Annotated in this window: 12 protein-coding genes; 2 read left to right on the top strand and 10 right to left on the bottom strand. The window is 63.6% G+C overall.

All coding sequences use genetic code 11. From position 1 onward, the window contains the following. Positions 1–51: 51 nt before the first annotated feature. The 8 genes from AC57B6_RS17195 to AC57B6_RS17230 form a co-directional block, all read right to left on the bottom strand. The gene (locus tag AC57B6_RS17195; protein WP_496421775.1) at positions 52–1,785 is read right to left on the bottom strand and encodes a GMC family oxidoreductase; all 1,734 of its coding nucleotides are present in this window, start codon (positions 1,783–1,785) and stop codon (positions 52–54) included. A 62-nt stretch (positions 1,786–1,847) separates the two neighbouring features. Next, the gene (locus tag AC57B6_RS17200) at positions 1,848–2,654 is read right to left on the bottom strand and encodes an enoyl-CoA hydratase/isomerase family protein (protein WP_496421776.1); all 807 of its coding nucleotides are present in this window, start codon (positions 2,652–2,654) and stop codon (positions 1,848–1,850) included. A gap of 4 nt (positions 2,655–2,658) precedes the next feature. Then, on the bottom strand, positions 2,659–4,278 hold the full coding sequence (locus AC57B6_RS17205) for an AMP-binding protein (RefSeq protein WP_496421777.1): 1,620 nt from the start codon (positions 4,276–4,278) through the stop codon (positions 2,659–2,661). After that, on the bottom strand, positions 4,271–4,819 hold the full coding sequence (locus tag AC57B6_RS17210) for a (2Fe-2S)-binding protein (protein ID WP_278497857.1): 549 nt from the start codon (positions 4,817–4,819) through the stop codon (positions 4,271–4,273). The genes AC57B6_RS17205 and AC57B6_RS17210 overlap by 8 nt, the downstream gene beginning before the upstream one ends. A gap of 1 nt (position 4,820) precedes the next feature. Continuing rightward, complete coding sequence (locus AC57B6_RS17215; protein WP_030102993.1) at positions 4,821–5,642, bottom strand: FAD binding domain-containing protein; 822 nt, start codon at positions 5,640–5,642, stop codon at positions 4,821–4,823. Next, positions 5,639–8,686, bottom strand: a complete 3,048-nt coding sequence (locus AC57B6_RS17220; protein WP_491564752.1) for a molybdopterin cofactor-binding domain-containing protein — start codon at positions 8,684–8,686, stop codon at positions 5,639–5,641. The genes AC57B6_RS17215 and AC57B6_RS17220 overlap by 4 nt, the downstream gene beginning before the upstream one ends. Then, the gene (locus AC57B6_RS17225) at positions 8,683–9,303 is read right to left on the bottom strand and encodes a UbiX family flavin prenyltransferase (protein ID WP_046568899.1); all 621 of its coding nucleotides are present in this window, start codon (positions 9,301–9,303) and stop codon (positions 8,683–8,685) included. The genes AC57B6_RS17220 and AC57B6_RS17225 overlap by 4 nt, the downstream gene beginning before the upstream one ends. After that, a complete protein-coding gene (locus tag AC57B6_RS17230) occupies positions 9,296–10,780 on the bottom strand; it encodes a UbiD family decarboxylase (RefSeq protein ID WP_496421778.1) in 1,485 nt (494 codons plus the stop codon). The genes AC57B6_RS17225 and AC57B6_RS17230 overlap by 8 nt, the downstream gene beginning before the upstream one ends. 342 nt (positions 10,781–11,122) lie before the next feature. On the opposite strand from AC57B6_RS17230, the gene AC57B6_RS17235 reads away from it, so the two are divergent. Further along, positions 11,123–12,079 carry a LysR family transcriptional regulator gene (locus AC57B6_RS17235; protein WP_028199333.1) on the top strand — a complete coding sequence of 319 codons (957 nt, stop codon included), beginning with the start codon at positions 11,123–11,125 and terminating at the stop codon, positions 12,077–12,079. 349 nt (positions 12,080–12,428) lie between these two features. Beyond that, positions 12,429–14,147, top strand: a complete 1,719-nt coding sequence (locus tag AC57B6_RS17240; protein ID WP_235429628.1) for a putative bifunctional diguanylate cyclase/phosphodiesterase — start codon at positions 12,429–12,431, stop codon at positions 14,145–14,147. A gap of 13 nt (positions 14,148–14,160) precedes the next feature. Here AC57B6_RS17240 and AC57B6_RS17245 read toward each other — a convergent pair whose 3' ends face one another. Together AC57B6_RS17245 and AC57B6_RS17250 are read right to left on the bottom strand one after the other, a co-directional pair. After that, on the bottom strand, positions 14,161–15,693 hold the full coding sequence (locus tag AC57B6_RS17245) for a methyl-accepting chemotaxis protein (protein ID WP_028199336.1): 1,533 nt from the start codon (positions 15,691–15,693) through the stop codon (positions 14,161–14,163). Positions 15,694–15,706: 13 nt separating this feature from the next. After that, the gene (locus AC57B6_RS17250) at positions 15,707–17,308 is read right to left on the bottom strand and encodes an aldehyde dehydrogenase (NADP(+)) (protein WP_178369594.1); all 1,602 of its coding nucleotides are present in this window, start codon (positions 17,306–17,308) and stop codon (positions 15,707–15,709) included. Positions 17,309–17,418: the final 110 nt, after the last annotated feature.

Raw genomic sequence — 17,418 nt, forward strand, 5'->3', positions numbered from 1 at the left:
CGTTTTAAGGCACGTTCTGGATTGCGTGCTCTTAGTTGTGTTAATGAACTCTTATCGACCGACAACCATGGGCGACGTCGTGCTCGACACCGCGCCCGTGTATCGTCGCGCGAGCATCGCATCGGCGATTTTTTCGGCCATCATGATGGTCGGGATATTCGTATTTGCCGAAGGCAACCTCGGCATCAGCGATGCATCGACGACCCGCAAGCCTTGCGCGCCACGCACGCTCCCCGCGTTGTCCGTCACAGCCATGATGTCGTTCGCATCGCCCATCTTGCAGGTGCCGCTCGCGTGCCATACGCCGAACACATTGGCGCGAATGAACGACTCAAGCGCATTCTCGTCGGCAAGCAGGGTGGACATTCGCTGGCCTCGCGTGAAAAACCGTTCGATCAGCGTCCGCCGGATCGGCGCAGGTGTATCGAGCAGCATTCCAAGCAGCGAGGTCAGCGCGGCATTGCCGGTTCCGACACGGCTAAGCGCTTTGACTCGTGGTGAAAACGCCGCGGGGAAAAAATCGCGTGGGTCGTGACCGAGCCCCGAGGCCTCGACGATTTTCGCGAGCATTCGTACGCCGAAAGCGAGGCGCGCGACATCGCGCGGATCGTCGAGCAGATTCAGATCGACGCGCGGCGGCACTGCGGGCTCGGGTGAAACGAGTTGCACACGGCCGCGCGAATACGGGCGATTGCACCAGAGAAAGAACAGCCCGAGCCGCTTGCCGAGCGCATGCCATGCGGCCCGAGTCGCACTCGACAGATACAGATCGGACGCATCGCACCCCGCCACGCCCGAGGTGAAACGCGCGGCTGTCATACTCGCGCGACGCCGCGACAAAGGCACGCGATAACGTCGCTCGAGAAAATGGCAGAAGGTCAGCGACGGATGATCCTGAAGATTACGTCCCACGCCCGGTAGATCGATCATGCAATCGATGCCGAGCGCACTCAGCTCATCTCTTGCACCGACGCCCGCTCGCATCAGCAGCGCCGGCGATTGCAGCGCGCCTGCACACAGCACAACTTCATTCGCCTCGAAACGCACACGGGCGCCGTCGCGCGCGACAGCCACCACACCGCGCGCAACCATGCCCTCCATCACAATGCGCTCGACGCGCAGCTCCGGATAGATGTGCAGATTGCGGCGCCTGCGTGTCTGCTCATCCAGATAGGCGACGGCGGTCGAAATGCGCTTGTCGTCGAGATTCGAGAATGCGCCGGGAAAGTAGCCGTCGCCGAACTCGCCGTTCTGATCCAGCAGGCTGGCGAAACCGTTTTTACGCATCCCGTCGGCAAACGCATGGCAGAACGGCGGCCAGTCGTCCTGAAGGATACGGCGAATAGGCACCGGACCAGCGCTGCCGTGCAACTCGCCTTCCGGGAAATTCACGTCGCGTTCGAGCTTGCGGAAATACGGCAACACGTCCTGCCACGCCCAGCCGCTTGCGCCATTAGCGGCCCAGTCGTCGTAGTCGCGCGGCAGGCCGCGATTGGCCGATTGCACGTTGATACTCGATCCGCCACCCATCACGCGCCCTTGCTCATAGACACGCGGCGCGGCCGTTCGGGTCGCGCTCGCTTTGAGCTCCGGCCAGATGTAGGTGTCGCCGCAGAAAACCGGCATGGGATAGCTGTCGAGAATCGCCGCAGGCACAGCGCCCGGCGGCGTATCCTGACCCGCCTCGATCAACGCGACGCGCAACGACGGTACTGCCGACAAGCGGTGCGCAAGCACGCATCCGGCCGATCCACCGCCCACAATCACGTAATCGAAACGCTCCATATGCTTTGTCTCCTGCGTTTTTTTGCTACGGGGTATTGCCGTTATGTCGTCTTGCGTTCGGCTCAACTGCCGCGAAACACCGGTTTACGTTTGCCATGAAACGCTTCGACCCCCTCACGGAAATCGTCGGACGTGCGCAGACGGCTATAGCAATGCCCTTCGAGTTCGATCGCGATCGAGAGCGGCGCATCTTCGCTGTCGTTCAGCAGCTTCTTGGCGGTGCGTTGCGCGAGCGGCGAGAAGGCCCGCAGTTCATCCACCAACGCATCGGTCGCGGCTTCGAGTTGCGCATCGGCCACGCACTCCACCGCGATCCCCCAGTCGTAGGCCTGCTTGCCCGGAATGCGGCGCGAGCGCATGACGATGTCCTTGGTTCGACCGACACCGATCATCTGCTGCAAACGCGCCGAACCACCCGAGCCCGGAATCTGGCCGAGCTTCTGCTCCGGAAGTGCATAGAAGGTGGTGTCGGTGGCGATGCGGAAATCGCACGCGAGCGACAGTTCGAAACCCACGCCGAAGCAGAAACCGCGATTGGCGGCGATCACCGGCTTCGAGCAGCGCGCGGGTGCCGCGATATTCCAGGCGAGCTTGGACACATGTTCCGGCGACGCCTCGAGAAAGCCCTTGATGTCGCCGCCGCTCGAGAAGTGTTCACCCGTGGCGCGCACGACGATCACGCGTACACGCTCGTCTTCGTCGAGCGCTTCGAACGCCGCGCGCAACTGGTCGCGTGCGTGCATCGAAATCACGTTAAACGGCGGCCGATGCAGGATGATGTCAGCCCGCTCGCGTTCGGCGTCGATCTCGATCGAAAAGCCGTCGAGTTCCTGCAGCAGGCTCTGGCCGCGGTGAGTCAAGTCGGTCATGGGGTTACTCCTTGGTAGTTTCCGTGTGTGTGGCAATGAATGCGCCGCTGGCGCGGCTGCGGTCGCCGTCATTGGCGTCATCGGGCTGATCACGGCCGTCGCGTTCGTACTCGCCCGCGGACAGCTTGCGGCGCAAGATCTTGCCCACCGGCGACTTCGGAATGTCGTCGACGAAGACGTAATCGCGCGGCCGCTTGAAGTTGACGAGATTGGACGTTCGGCAATACGCATCGAGCGTTTCGGCATCGACGTATTCGCGGCGTTTGACGAAGGCGACGACCCGCTGGCCCCACCGCTCGTCTTTCACGCCCGCGACCGCCACCTCGTCGACGGCGGGATGCAGAGACAGCACCGATTCGATATCGACCGGCGAGATGTTCTCGCCGCCGCTGATGATCATGTCGTCGACGCGTCCGGACACGTACAGGTCGCCGTCGAGGTCGAAGAAGCCGGTGTCGCCGGTGAAATACCAGCCGTCGCGCAATGATTTGGCGTTGGCGTCCGGGCGGTTCCAGTAGCCTTCGAAAGCTTCGTCGCCGAGCAGGTCCGCGATGATCTGGCCTTCTTCGCCAACCTGTGCAAGATCCTCCGGCGTTTGCGCATCGAGCTTCACGACGCGCAGGCGCGTATTGATGCCGGCACGCCCTGCGCTGCCCGGTTTGCGCGTCGCGTCCTGATCGATGCTGAAGGTGTACACCTCCGACGAGCCGTAATGATTGACGAACAGGTCCGGTTTGAAAGCAGCCGAGAGCCGCTTGAGCAAGCCGTCGTTCATCGGCGCGCCGGCAAAGCCGAGCTTTTTCACCGAGGTCGTGTCGATTGCGGCGAAAGCCGGATCGGCGAGCAGATCGTGATAAAGCGTCGGGACCAGATAAAGACAGCTGATCCGATACTGCGCGATCGAATCGAGCGCGAAACGGGCGTTCCAACGGCGTGCGCAAACGAAGACGCCGTCGACCATGGCCATCGAGAGCAGCGAGCGCACGCCCATGGTGTGATACAGCGGCATCACCCCGAGCGTGCGTTCGCCATGCCGGTACAGATTCTGCGCGACATGGGCGAGCGCGGCGGCCCGTTCATGACGGTGACGGCGCGGCACGCCTTTGGCCGTGCCCGTGGTGCCCGACGTGTAAAGAATCAGCGAGTAGTCGTCCGCATTTGCGCGAGTGGTCTGGATACCGGCTTCATGCGAACGCTCGGCGAGGAGCGTTGCGAATCCGGCGGTACGGCCTTGCGCGTCGTCGAGCCCGATGCGCGGCAGAGTTTGCGCTGCCGGGCTTTGCGTGACCGCTTCGGCACTGACCGGTTCATAGACGATGGCCTTCACGCCCGCATCGGTCACGCAGTAATCGAGCTCCTCAGGCTTCGCGCGCCAGTTCAACGGCACGATCACGATACCGGCGAACTGGCAGGCCCAGTGCAAGGTGGCCATTTCCCAGCGGTTTTGCAGTACGACGAGCAGCCGGTCCCCGTGCGCGAGACCCAATTCGCGCAGGCCTTCGGCGACGTTCTCAATGATGCGATGCCACTGCGCGTAGGTCAGCGTCATGTCGCCGTCGACCAGAGCGAGCGCGTTCGGGCTGCGCTCAACGCTTTGCAAATAGGTTCGGCCGAGATCAAGCATGAACGGTCTCCACGGTCTCATCCGCCTGCTTGCCTGCCTGACGTCTCGCCGCCACGTCCAGCACTGCCGCGACGATCGGCGTATAGCCCGTACAGCGGCACAGATGGCCCGAGAGCATGTCGCGCACCTGCGCCTCGGTGGGATCGGGCACGCGCTTCAGATAGTCCGCGCACGACATCAGAATGCCGGCCGTACAGAAGCCGCACTGCAACGCGTGGTGGCGCTGGAATGCCTGCTGCAGATCGCTGAGCACCATATCGGGCGCGAGGCCTTCGACTGTATCGATGCGACGTCCTTGCGCCTGCACCGCCAGCATCAGGCAAGAACGCCCTGCCACGCCGTCGATGTGCACCGTGCACGCGCCGCAGACGCCATGTTCGCAACCGACATGGGTGCCGGTCGCGCCCAGTTCGTGACGGATAAAATCCGACAGCAGTTCGCGCGGCTCGCAATAGCCGCTGCGTTCGCGGCCGTTGAGCGTCAGCGTGATGCACTGTCGGTCACCCTGCCGCAAGATGTTGTCTCCAGACGTGTTGCTCACTTTACTTTGCCTCCTCGATCACGCGCCATCCGAGTTGCCGGACCAGATGCCGGCGATAGGTCGCGCTAATGTGCGCGTCGTCCTGCGCGCCCAGCTTCCAGCTCAAATCGTTCAATGCACTGCGAAGGTCTTCGCTGTGCAGCCGCGGCCATGTTTCGACCACCGGCCGATCCGCGACACCACCCACCGCGAGGCGGATCGAGTCGCTCGTCACCACCGCCGCGCACGCGACCATCGCGAAATCGCCATGACGTGCGGAGAATTCGGTGAAGCCGTAGCGTTCGCCGGGCTTCTTCAGCGGAAAACTGACCGCTTCAACCAGTTCGTCCGGCGCGCGCGCCGTCATCAACATTCCCTGAAAAAATTCCTCGGCCTTCAGGACACGCTTTTTCTTTTTCGAGCGCAGCGTCACATCGCCACCGAGCGCCGCCAGCACAAGCGGCAATTCCGCGCTCGGATCGGCGTGGGCAATCGAGCCGCACACCGTGCCGCGATTGCGAATCTGAAAGTGCGAAATGTGCGGGAACGCCATCGCCAACAGGGGCACTTCATCGCGCAGTGATGCGCACCACTCGACGCTGCCCTGTGTGGCGGCCGCGCCCACAATCAGACGGCCTGCTTCGTTATCGACGCGCACCGCATTCAGTTCGTCCGTGCGCGAGATATCGACCAGCATGCGCGGCTGCGCAAGCCGCATGTTCAGCACCGCCATCAGCGACTGCCCCCCGGCCAGTACGCGAGCGTCTTCGCCGTTTTGCGCGAGTGCGTCGAGCGCATCCTGCGTGGTCATCGCGCGCAGATAATCGAACGGCGCGGGTTTCATGTCTGTCTCCTGAAACGTGCGAGCAACCGCGATAGCCACCCGCCTCCGGTCTTTACCGGTTTGCCCGCGGCCTGGCGTCCGAGCGATTCGAACAGTTGCCGCAACACGACCTTGGCCGCCCCTTCGAGCATGCGTCCACCGACGGCCGCGACCTTGCCCGACACCTGGGCTTCGTAGTCGTAAGAAAGACGCGTGCCGCTTTCGATCGGCGTCAACTCGACGAGGCCGCTGCCACGCGCGCTGCCGAGCGGCGACATGCCCGCGCCAGCGAGGCGCAGCCGATGTGGCGCGTCGATTTCCGACAATCCGATCTTCGCTTCGAAGCGCGCCTTGATCATGCCCACGCCGACCGTCACGTCGGCGCGATACTGGTTCGTGCCTTCGGCTTCGAGCGCGTGGCAACCCGGTATCACCCTGGCGAGCGCGGCCGGATCGAGCAGCACGGCAAAAATGGCTTCCGGCGACGCCGGCAGATCGACGCTGCCTTGCGCGGTCAGCGCCTTGCCGCCGCCGGGCATCGCCGGCTTCGCCGCCGGCGTGTCGCGCAACTCGGGACGCGACGGCGCCGGGTCGTCGATACCGATGAGCGCCATGACCTTCGAGGGCGTCAGCGGCAAACGGATATCGTCGACGCCGAGCGCGTCCGCCACCGCATTCGCGATGCACGGCGGCGTGCTCATGTTGTTGCCCTCGCCAAGTCCTTTCGCGCCCAACGGCGTGAACGGACTTGGCGTTTCCAGATGCACGATCAGCGGATCGGGCACTTCACAGGTGGTCGGCATCAGATAATCGGCGAGCGTGCCGGACTGGAAGCTGCCATCCGCGCCGTAACGGAATTCCTCCATCAACGCCGCGCCGAGACCTTGCGCGAACGCGCCGCGAATCTGGCCATCGGCGAGCGCGGGGTTCAGCAGCGTGCCGGCGTCGTGCGCGGTGACGTATCGGTCGATCCGCACGCGGCCCGTGGCGCGGTCCACTTCCACTGCGCACATGTCGAAAGCAAACCCGTAAGCCGCCGACGTGTTGATGCGATCGTTCTCATCCGGCGCGGCCATGTTCGGCGGGTTCCAGAACACCGTCTCACGCAAGCCGGGCTCCTCGCCTTCAGGCAAGAGCGCGGGCGCCCAATGCGGCGCATTGGCCGCGACGCGGCCGAACGGCTGCGCACGATCTTCCGCACCCGCCGCGTAAATGCGGCCGCCTTCGAAACGCACCTCTTCCGGTGCGCAACCCAACTGCTTCGACACGATGCGCGCGACCTTATCGCGTACCCGCACGGCCGCCAGATGCACCGTGCCCGCCACCGCGCCGGCAAAGCGGCTCGAGTAATTGCCCGCCGCCACCGACCACGCGTCCTTATGCGTATCGAACTCGACGTTGACGACGACGTCTTGCGGCGAGACGCCGAGCACATCCGCGACCACCTGCGCGCACACCGTCATATGCCCTTGGCCCGCGGGCGTCGACGCGATCGTCACCACCACGCCGCCTAACAGATCGACGCTGACCGTGGCGCTCGCGATCGCGCCGCTCTTCGGGCCGGCCTTCCTGCGCGCGTCGGCGGGCATCACCGTCGTGATATAGCCCATGTTCGACACCGACGGCTCGACGATCGCCGCGAAGCCGATACCGTACAGCCGCCCTTCCTTGCGCGCCGCCTCGCGGCGAGCGCGCAGTTCGTCGTAGCCGCCTTCGGCCAGCGCGCGGCGCAGCGCCTCCTGATAGTTGCCCGAGTCGAGCAAGGCACCCGCTGCGGCGCGATACGGGAAAGCATTGGCGGCGACGAAATTGCGGCGATACACGTCGAGCACGTCCAGCTTCAACTCAAGCGCGATGCGTTGCATCAGGCGTTCGAGCGCGAAGTAAACCTGCGGGCCACCAAAGCCGCGCACGAGACCCGTGGGCGTCTTGTTGGTCAGCACGACGCGATTGCGCACCAGCAGATTGTCGACGGCATAAGCGCCGGTCAGGCAGCCGTGCATCCGGTAGAACGTCGCCGGTTCCGGCGCGCGCAGATAGCCGCCGCAATCCTCAAGTTGATCATAGGAGAGCGCGGTAATACGGCCGTCGCTTTCGACAGCCGCCTCGAGCGTCGACAGGCGTGCCGTCGCGGAGGTCGCCGCGCTCAGATGTTCGAGCCGGTCCTCGACCCACTTCACCGGCGCGCCAGCCTTGCGGGAGGCGAGGCACATCAGCACGACATAGGGAAACACCGCCTGCTTCACGCCGAAACTACCGCCCGAATCGCGCGGCGCCTTGTGACGCAGACGATTGGCCGGCACGTTGAGCGCCATCGCCATCACCGCGTGCAGCGAGAACGGGCCCATGAAATTCGACGTGACGTCATAGCCTTCGTCGCCCGCCAGATATTCGGCGATCACCACGCCGCATTCGATCGGCGCACAGGTATTGCGCGGATAATGCGCGACCAGTTTCACGCGATGTGGCGCTTTCTCGAACGCAGCTTCGGGATCGCCATAGCGGAAGCTGCGGTCGCTGATCACATTGGTGCCGACCTTTTCATGCAGCACCGTTGACTCCTCGCTCACCGCCTGTTCGATCGTCGTGACCGGATCGAGCGTGGCGTATTCGACCTTGAGAAGATCGAGTCCGTCTTCGGCGATGGCGCGCGATTCCGCCAGCACCACCGCGACCGGTTCGCCGACATAGCGCACGCGGTCCATCGCGAGCGCCCACTGCTCCATCGGCGATTTCACCCCGACCACGAAGGGCCGCGACCACGCCCGCAAGTCGTCGCGCGTCAGGATCGCGCGCACGCCGGGCAGTTTCGACGCGGCGTCGGTATGGATGGCAACGAGTTCCGCATGGGCATGCGGTGAGCGCAGAATCGCCGCATGCAGGGTGCCGGGCTTGGTGCCGAGATCGTCGCCATAGCGGCCGCGGCCCGTCAGAATCGCGGGGTCCTCGAGACGCTCCATCGGGCGGCCGACATAAGTCTGTGGATGCTTTACGCCTTCGCCGTGGGTTGGTTCCATCTCCACAGCCGCAGCCTGGCCTGAATTAATCATGTCGCGCTGATTCATTCATCGGCTCCTTCACGGCGGCCCGCGAACTCATCGGCGAGTCCGCTCCAGCGCTGGGCGATCTCGCGGTGCTCGATGCCGAACAGATCCAGAATCCGACCGACCGTATGATCGACCACGTCCTCGATGGTCTTCGGATGGGCGTAGAACGCAGGCACCGGCGGCATCACGATCGCGCCCATCTCGGTGGCGAGCGTCATGTTGCGCAAGTGCGCGAGATTGAGCGGTGTTTCCCGCGCCACCAGCACCAGTCGGCGACGCTCCTTGAGCATGACGTCGGCGGCTCGCGTCAGCAGGTTGTCGGCGAAGCCGTTGGCCACGCCCGCGAGCGTTTTCATCGAGCACGGCGCGATAACCATGCCCGCGGTGATAAACGAACCGCTCGCCACCGCCGCGCCGATATCGCGCACGTTGTAGACCACGTCGGCGAGGCTCTCCAGATCGCCGCGCGCCATGCCCAGTTCCTGAGCCGCCGTCACCGCGCCGGAAGCCGACACGATCAGATGCGTCTCATGTGTGCCGAGGCGGCGCAGCGCGGCAAGCAGGCGCACGCCGATCAATGCGCCGCTCGCGCCCGAAATGCCCACGACAATCCGCTCACGCTTGTTGTCACGCATGAACGTCACCCAGATAGGTATTCAACGCGGCGTTGTCACCGGCAACAAGCGCTTCCAGATCCACCGAGTCCTGCCCCGGAATGCGCACGCGCGTGAACACGTGCGCCGCATAAGCCACCGGCCGCGTGGCGTCGAGCCCCATCTTCGCGCTGATGCCCTGCAGATGCACCGGGGCGTCGTCCGGCTGGCCCACGGTGGTCGACGGATCGAGCGGCGAACCCTGCGCGCCTTCGATCACGATCAGATCGCGATCGGCCTGGAAGCGCGTGGCGATGGCCCATTCGATTTCAGCGGGGTCGTGCACGTTCACGTCGGGGTCGACGACAACCACCTGTTTGATGTCGTAGTGCGCGCCGAACGCACACAGGATCACGTTTTTCGCTTCACCTTCGCGCTTCTTCTCGAACTGGATCCACAGGTGATAACGGCACACGCCGCCAACCGACAGGTGCACGTCTTTCACGTTCGGATGGCTGCGTTGCAGATGCGCCAGCAGCGTTGCCTCGCGTGGAATCGCGCCGAGCAGCAGATGTTCCATCTCGGCCGGCACAATCGTGTGATAAATCGGCTTTGCGCGGTGCGTGAGCGCCGTGACCTCGATCACCTCACGAGCCTCTCGCGCGCTGTAATACTTTGGAAACTCGCCGAACGGGCCTTCCTGCTCGCGCACGTTCGGCAGGATGCGCCCTTCGATCACGATCTCCGCGAAGGCCGGCACCTTCACGCCGTTGCTCACGCACTTCACGACCGGCAGCGGCGCGCCGTGCAGTGCGCCCGCGATCTCCAGCTCGTCGTGATCGATCGGCGTGATCGCCTGCGAAGCGAGCATCGTCAGTGGGTCCACGCCAATTACCACGGCGAGCTCGAGCGGCTCTCCCGCGGCTTCCGCGGTTCGCTGAAAGGCGTACAGATGACGCGGCAGCAAAAGGATCGCCATACGGTCCGGTCCATGCACCTGGATCCGGTTGATCGATACGTTCTGGATGCCTGTGCGCGGATTGCGCGCGATCACGAGACCGGCGGTGATATACGGGCCGCTATCGTGTTCGCTATGCGTCGGAATGGGCAGCAGCTTGTGTAGATCGATCCCTTCGGTATGGATGACCTGCTGGCATAGCGCGGTACTCGCCGGGACGTCCTGCCAGGCGAGCGGATGCTCGGCGGCGTCGCGAAAACGCTGCAGCAGCTGGTCCTCACTCACGCCCATCGCTTCGGCGATCCATGCGCGCCTCGACATGAACCCGCTGACCACCGGAATCGCGTGGCCGCCGGGCTGAACGAACACTGCGGCACGCGAGCCGTCGAGCTTTTTCGCAATCGCAGCGAGTTCGTGTTCGAGCGCAACGGGGTGTTCGATGGTGGCCACCCGCCCGCTCGCCGACAGGTGCTCGAGCCAGCTTCGCAGCGAGCGGGCGGGACGCACGCCGGCGCCCGGAGAATCCGTCGTTTCGAGAGAAGCGGTACCGCGAGAACTCATCTGGGTCTCCCTATGTCGTGTCAAAGTCCGCCCCTGTTTTGTTTAGCGAGCGCACAGTGGATATGCATGGAGCGTAGCGAGAATGACGTATAAGTTCTAATAGTGTTTTTTGATTCGCTACATCATTTCGACTGATATACGTGTTACCCCTGATGACGTTGGAGAGCGTCCTAAGTATTAATAGCAGCGAGCCTGAAATACGCATGCTGTAACGGCCTTTTAGTGACCGATCGGTGCGCCCGTCTCACGTGAAATAGCAGTTCAGCCGTTCCGTATGGGTTGATAATAGGGACAGTCAACATCACAAATATTGAAGACGTGAAAGCCTGATCGAACACACCCATGGACCTGAAACAGATTCAATATTTCATCGCGCTGTTCGAAGACGGCTCGGTCACTCGCGCGGCCAAGCGTCTGAATATCGTTCAGCCGGCGCTCAGCATGCAGGTCGCCAAGCTCGAGGAGGAACTGCATCAGCAACTGTTCGAGCGCGGCTCGCACGGGATGACGCCGACCGCCGCCGGGCGGCTCATGTACCGGCTCTTCCTGCCGATCATGCGCGACCTTGCGCACGCGCGGCAGCAGCTCATCCAGCGCGACGAGATCGTCACCGGGCGCGTGTCGATCGGGTTGATTGCGTCGATCAGCGAAAGCGTGCTGGCCGATTCACTGTCGCGCTATCACGAGAAATATCCGCATGTCGAAGTCACCGTCTCAGACGGTTACAGCGCGACCTTCATCGACTGGGTCGCCGGCGGCCAGCTCGATGCGGCGCTCATCAATAAACCGCGCGGCAAGCTCTCACTCGATGCGCACGCGATCCTCGACGAAGAAATGGTGCTCGCCACCAGTGCGGCACACGGCCCCGATCTGCCCCACGCAATCGAACTGGCCAAGCTGCCCGAACTCGAACTGGTGCTGCCGACCAAGCGGCACGGCCTGCGCGGTGTGCTCGATACCGCCGCGCAGCACGAGGACGTGCTCCTCACGCCACGCTTCGAAATCGATGTGCTCAGCAGCATCGTGCAACTGGTCGGCAAGACGCGCTTCGCGACCATCCTGCCGCGTATCGTGGTCGAGCGCGCGGTCCGGGCGGGCACGCTGCGCGCTTATCCGATTCTGGCGCCACGCATCGTGCGACACATCGTCTGCATCACGCATCCGCGCCGGCCGCTAAGCGCCGCCGCGGAAGCGCTGATCTCGATCATCGCCGACGAACTGCGTCAGGTGCTGAACGCCGCGCCGCTGGATGCGACGAAGGACACCCCTGCCCCGACGAAGAAAACTTCATCGAACTGAAACCCATCTGCCTGAACGCGGGCGTGTCGGAGCAGAGGGAACCGTGGGTCAGCAGGCAATGCGCGCGAACCGTGGCGCCGCCAACGTGCGGCGTGCAGGCCGCAGGATGCCGAAGTTCGCGGACTTACCGGGCCGGACAGAAGCCGTTCCCATCCAGTCGCCCGATTGAGTGAAGGCGCGATGCGCGGCGGATGACCGGCTCGCGTCAGGCGCTGCATCCCCCAATCAAACGCAGCGGAGCGCGAGCGTCCTGACGTTCGAATCGGTGCCAAAGGCGGTTAGAATGCGGTGAATCCACGGTTCGCGCACAAGCGGTACCTAAGGGTCCGACGCGAAAAGACAGCTCAAAATGGAACGACAGACCGACTCTCGCGCCCCGCGCCCGAAAGAAGCCGCCACCCGACAACCTGCACCGGCTCATCTCGGTGACATGCTTGACAGCCTGAGCGACGGTTTCATGTCGATAGACAGATCGTGGCGCTTCACCTACCTTAACCATACAGCCGAACGATACCTGCAGCAGAAGCGGGAAGACCTGCTCGGACGCGACATATGGCAGTGTTACCCGGACCTGGTCGACTCCGGCTACTATCGCATCTATCAGCAAACGGCGGCTACTGGACTCCCCGCCCGGCACACCGACTATTACGCCCCGCTCGATACTTGGTTTGAGGCCCGTTCATTTGCTCACGACGATGGCATTACGGTGCTCTTTCGCGATGTCACGCGCGAACGCAAGCACGCGTCGCAACTGGAATTTGAAGCGAGTCACGACTATCTGACTGGTTTGGCCAATCGGCGCAAGTGCATGGAAGCGCTATCGCAGGCGGTCGCTGCAGCTGCTTCATCCGGCACTGCGCGTCGTGCCTCGCTGGCAGTCCTATTTATTGACCTGGACCATTTCAAGGAAGTCAACGACGCGTTCGGCCATGCTGTGGGCGATGAGCTGCTGCGCGGCATCGCGAAACGGCTACTCGCAATTCTTAAACCTGATTTCTTTGCTGCGCGCGTCGGAGGCGACGAGTTTGTTCTTTTGTTACGCGACACGACCGCAAGCGCCGCTGAAGCGTTCGCCCACGCGGTGCTCAGCGATCTCGCAATCCCGTTCGAAGCGTGCGGAAGATCCATCTCCCTGTCGGCTAGCATCGGCATCGCGCTGCCGGGAGCAACACCGGACTCAGCCGAGGCATTGCTGAGCCACGCCGACACGGCCATGTACGCGGCGAAGTCATCCGGCCGGTTTCAGGTGCGCCTGTACGATGGAGCCCTCGACCGGGGCATGCGTGACCGCCTTGCGTTACGCATGGAGCTTCGTGAGGCGTTTGCGGCGAACCAGTTCGAGCTCCATTTCCAGCCTCAGGTGGCACTCGCGGACGGTTCCCCAATCGGGGCCGAGGCGCTTCTTCGCTGGCGCCATCCCGAACGAGGCTTGCTGACACCGCACGCATTCCTGGATGTGCTGCTCGATTCTCCCTATGAAGCCGTGCTTGTCGAATGGCTGCTCAATGCGGTTTGTCGGCATATCCGGACATGGCGGCGATCGGGGGTATTCGTCCCTCGCATCAGTCTCAATCTGTCGGCCCGGCAGCTCCTCGGGGCGGGACTTGCAGACACGATTCTCCGCATCGCGCGGGCACACGACGTGTCTCCCGCAACGCTCGATATCGAGGTGACGGAGGACTCTCTGGTGAGCGATATCGAACAGGCAACCTCCGTTCTTGCCGCGCTGAAGCAAGCCGGCATATTCACGTCGCTGGACGACTTCGGCTCTGGCTACTCCAGCCTCAGCTATCTTGTCCGACTGCCCATCGACGCACTGAAAATCGATAAGTCGTTTGTGCGGGCACTGGTCGACTGCGAGAAGGCGCCGGCGGTTATCCGAGGCATTGTCGGTCTCGCCCGTTCGCTCGGCATGAAGACTGTCGCGGAAGGCGTCGAGTGCCCAAGCCAGGCCGAAGAACTGAAGGACGCCGGCTGCGATGCCATTCAGGGTTATCTGGTCAGCCGCCCGCTTGACCCGGACGCATTTGCGGAATTCATGCTGCGTGGTGGAATGGAGCCAAAGTGACTCCAGGCTGGGCCTAAATCCTGAACACCGCCACCGTCTCCTTCAACATTCGCGCCTGTTCCTCGAGCGACTGGGCCGCTGCTGCGGCTTCTTCAACCAACGCGGCGTTGTTCTGCGTAACCGAATCCATTTCCGCGACGGCGCGGGCGACCTGCTCGATACCCGTGCTTTGCTCCGCCGAAGCGGCCGATATCTCGTCCATAATGTCCGCCACGCGGCGCACGCCGGTGAGGATCGCCTGCATGCGGCCGCCTGCCTCGGTGACCAGCGTGCCGCCCGCCTGCACTTTTCCGCTCGACGTCTCGATCAGTTCCTTGATCTCCTTCGCGGCAGCCGACGAGCGCTGCGCCAGCATGCGTACTTCGGCCGCCACCACCGCGAAGCCGCGTCCCTGTTCTCCGGCGCGCGCAGCTTCGACCGCTGCATTGAGCGCCAGAATATTGGTCTGAAACGCGATGGCATCGATAATCGCAATGATGTCGCCGATACGGCCCGAGCTCTGATCGATTTCTTTCATCGTCGTCACCATGTCGCCGACCACGGCGTTGCCGTGGTCGGCCACGTTGGCCGCATTGGCAGCGAGAGTTTGCGCCTGGCGTGCATTCTCGGCGTTATGCCTTACCGTGCCGGTCAGCTCTTCCATGCTGGCGGCGGTTTCCTGTAACGACGCAGCCTGCTGCTCCGTCCGTGCGGACAGATGGAGATTGCCTGAGGCGATCTGTTGGGCCGCCGTGGCGATGGCATCGCTTGCGTGACGCACTGTTGTGACGGTGCTTACGAGGCCGTCGCGCATTTGCGAAAGACCGTGCAGCAGCAGGCCCATTTCATCGTGCGAGCGCGCTTCGATCCGCTGCGACAGGTCGCCCCTCGCGATCCGGTTGAAGTGTCCCAGCGCCTCGCTGAGCGGAAGGCCGATCGCGCGGCGCAATGACATGAAGGTGAAGACGCCGGCGAGCAGCCCAAATACGACAGAGGCGATAGTTATTGCACGAAAGCGCTCAAAACTCGCCTCCGAGTCATCGTACTGCGCCTTTGCCTGATCGCGTTGAAACTGCTTGAGATCCGCGCTCACCGTGACATAGTCGGTATTCGCGAGCGCGATTTTCTTCAACGCGACCTTGACTGCCGCATCGTCCATGCCCTTGACCGAATCCGCAAAAGCATCCAGTTGGTTTTGCACCTCGCCACGCTTCGCACTGACCGCGGCGGCAAGACGATTTTCATCCGCTGTGGCAGGCAAGGCCAGATACTTCGTCCACGCATCCATCCCCTGCCCTTTGAGCATGCGGTAAGTCGCGATGTCTTTCTCGACCGTCGGGGCTGCCGGATCGAAAGCGATCCGGTCGACGGTCGTGCGCTCGCGGCTGATCGCGAGCTCCGCGTCGCCGATCAGCCGTGTGCTGGCGAGCCGGTTCGTGTAGGTCTCGCGGTTGGCGTCGTTGCTGCGCGCCATACCTGTCACGCCGAGCGCGCCGATCACCGTCAGCAGCACGCACAGGAAAAGTATCGCGGCGCCGAGGCGCGCGCGTATCGAAAGTTTTGACATCACGCGAACGTCCTTAGCGAGTGGGCGCGCAATCGAGAGGACGCCGCGTCATCTCTCCATCGACGAGCCGCATCAGATTGAGCGGGTTGGAATTTTTCAGCGCGTCGGGCAGCAGTTCGTCCGGATAGTTCTGGTAGCACACTGGCCGCAGGAAACGGTCGATCGCGAGCGTGCCGACCGAGGTGCCGCGCGCATCCGAGGTCGCGGGCCACGGGCCACCGTGGACAATCGCGTCCGACACTTCGACGCCGGTCGGATAGCCGTTCACCAGCAGACGGCCGGCTTTTTCCTCGAGCCGTTCGATCAGCTTGCGGTGCGACCGCAGATCGCCGTGCGACGCGAGCAGCGTGGCCGTCAACTGGCCGCGCATCGCCGACGCGAAACGCAGCAGGTGGTCCGCGCTGTCGAGTTCGACCACGATCGTAGCCGGTCCGAAGATTTCTTCTTCGAGCGGCCGGCTCGGATCGAACAGCAACGCGGCGTCGGCGACGAACAGCTGTGCGGCGGCTTGCTCAGTTTCACCTTGCGCGCCTGCATGCAACGCGATGCCTGCGTGTTTCGACACGCGTTCGAGACCTGCGCGGAAGTTGGCGAAGATGCCCGGGTTCAGCATGGTCTGCGGCGCCTGCCGCTCCATCGCCCTGCCGAGGCTATCGATGAATGCGCCGAAGCGCGGCGACCGCACGCCGAGCACGAGGCCGGGGCTTGTGCACAGCTGGCCGCAACCCGTCGCGACCGAGGCCGCGAGTTCATTGGCAAGCGCCGCACCGCGCTCCTGCAAGGCGCCCTCCAGCACAAACACCGGATTCACGCTCGACATTTCCGCGAACACCGGAATCGGTTGTTCACGCGCAGCCGCGAGATCGCAAAGCGCCCGGCCGCCGCTCAATGAACCGGTGAAACCAACCGCCTGAATGCCAGGCGCCTGCACGAGGCGCGCGCCAACGCGCTCGCCGTAGATCATGTTGAAGGTGCCTGCGGGCATGCCGACGCGTTGCACCGCACGCTCGATTGCATCCGCCATGCGCTCCGACGTCACCAGATGACCCGAGTGCGCCTTGACCACGACCGGGCAGCCGGCCGCCAGGGCGGAAGCCGTATCGCCGCCGGCGACGGAGAACGCCAACGGAAAATTGCTCGCGCCGAACACCGCGACCGGGCCGACGCCGATCCGGTATTGCCGCAGATCCGGACGCGACAATGGTTGCCGCTCAGGCAAGGCCTGATCAATGCGCGCACCGTAGAAATCACCCCGCCGCAAAACCTTCGCGAAGAGTCGCATCTGGTTGCTGGTGCGCGCCCGTTCGCCGACGAGCCGAGCTTTCGGCAACGCGGTTTCGCGCATCACATCGGCGATGAAGTCGTCACCGAGCGCATCGATCTCCGCTGCAATTGCCTCGAGAAAATCCGCGCGAACGTTCGAGGGCAGCGCCCGATAGCGCGGAAACGCCGCAGCCGCGGCCTCCACGGCTGCGTCGATCTCAGCGTCAGTTGCCTGCGAAAAAGCCACCGGATAAGTTTCGCGGGTCGATGCCGAGACGCTGTGCAGCGAGATATCGCCACGCGCGCTGCGCCGGCCGCCGATGTAGTTATGCCCGAGAATGGTTGCTGTCACTTGGTTCTGTGCTCGTTGTAGTTGGCGTGGTGAACAGCACTCGCAGACCTTCGCTGCGAGCGCTGCAATAGTCCGGGATCGCGAGGCGCTCCCTGCGCCTCGGCCTCGAA

It is taken from the genome of Paraburkholderia sp. BGA-UO-ETr-F12 (assembly GCF_059567945.1).

Excerpts from the sequence above, each read along its gene's own strand:
- AC57B6_RS17195 (WP_496421775.1), bottom strand. The coding sequence starts at position 1,785 with ATGGAGCGTTTCGATTACGTGATTGTGGGCGGTGGATCGGCCGGATGC.
- AC57B6_RS17235 (WP_028199333.1), top strand. The coding sequence starts at position 11,123 with ATGGACCTGAAACAGATTCAATATTTCATCGCGCTGTTCGAAGACGGC.
- AC57B6_RS17215 (WP_030102993.1), bottom strand. The coding sequence starts at position 5,642 with ATGAAACCCGCGCCGTTCGATTATCTGCGCGCGATGACCACGCAGGAT.
- AC57B6_RS17230 (WP_496421778.1), bottom strand. The coding sequence starts at position 10,780 with ATGAGTTCTCGCGGTACCGCTTCTCTCGAAACGACGGATTCTCCGGGC.
- AC57B6_RS17245 (WP_028199336.1), bottom strand. The coding sequence starts at position 15,693 with ATGTCAAAACTTTCGATACGCGCGCGCCTCGGCGCCGCGATACTTTTC.
- AC57B6_RS17200 (WP_496421776.1), bottom strand. The coding sequence starts at position 2,654 with ATGACCGACTTGACTCACCGCGGCCAGAGCCTGCTGCAGGAACTCGAC.
- AC57B6_RS17205 (WP_496421777.1), bottom strand. The coding sequence starts at position 4,278 with ATGCTTGATCTCGGCCGAACCTATTTGCAAAGCGTTGAGCGCAGCCCG.
- AC57B6_RS17220 (WP_491564752.1), bottom strand. The coding sequence starts at position 8,686 with ATGAATCAGCGCGACATGATTAATTCAGGCCAGGCTGCGGCTGTGGAG.
- AC57B6_RS17240 (WP_235429628.1), top strand. The coding sequence starts at position 12,429 with ATGGAACGACAGACCGACTCTCGCGCCCCGCGCCCGAAAGAAGCCGCC.
- AC57B6_RS17225 (WP_046568899.1), bottom strand. The coding sequence starts at position 9,303 with ATGCGTGACAACAAGCGTGAGCGGATTGTCGTGGGCATTTCGGGCGCG.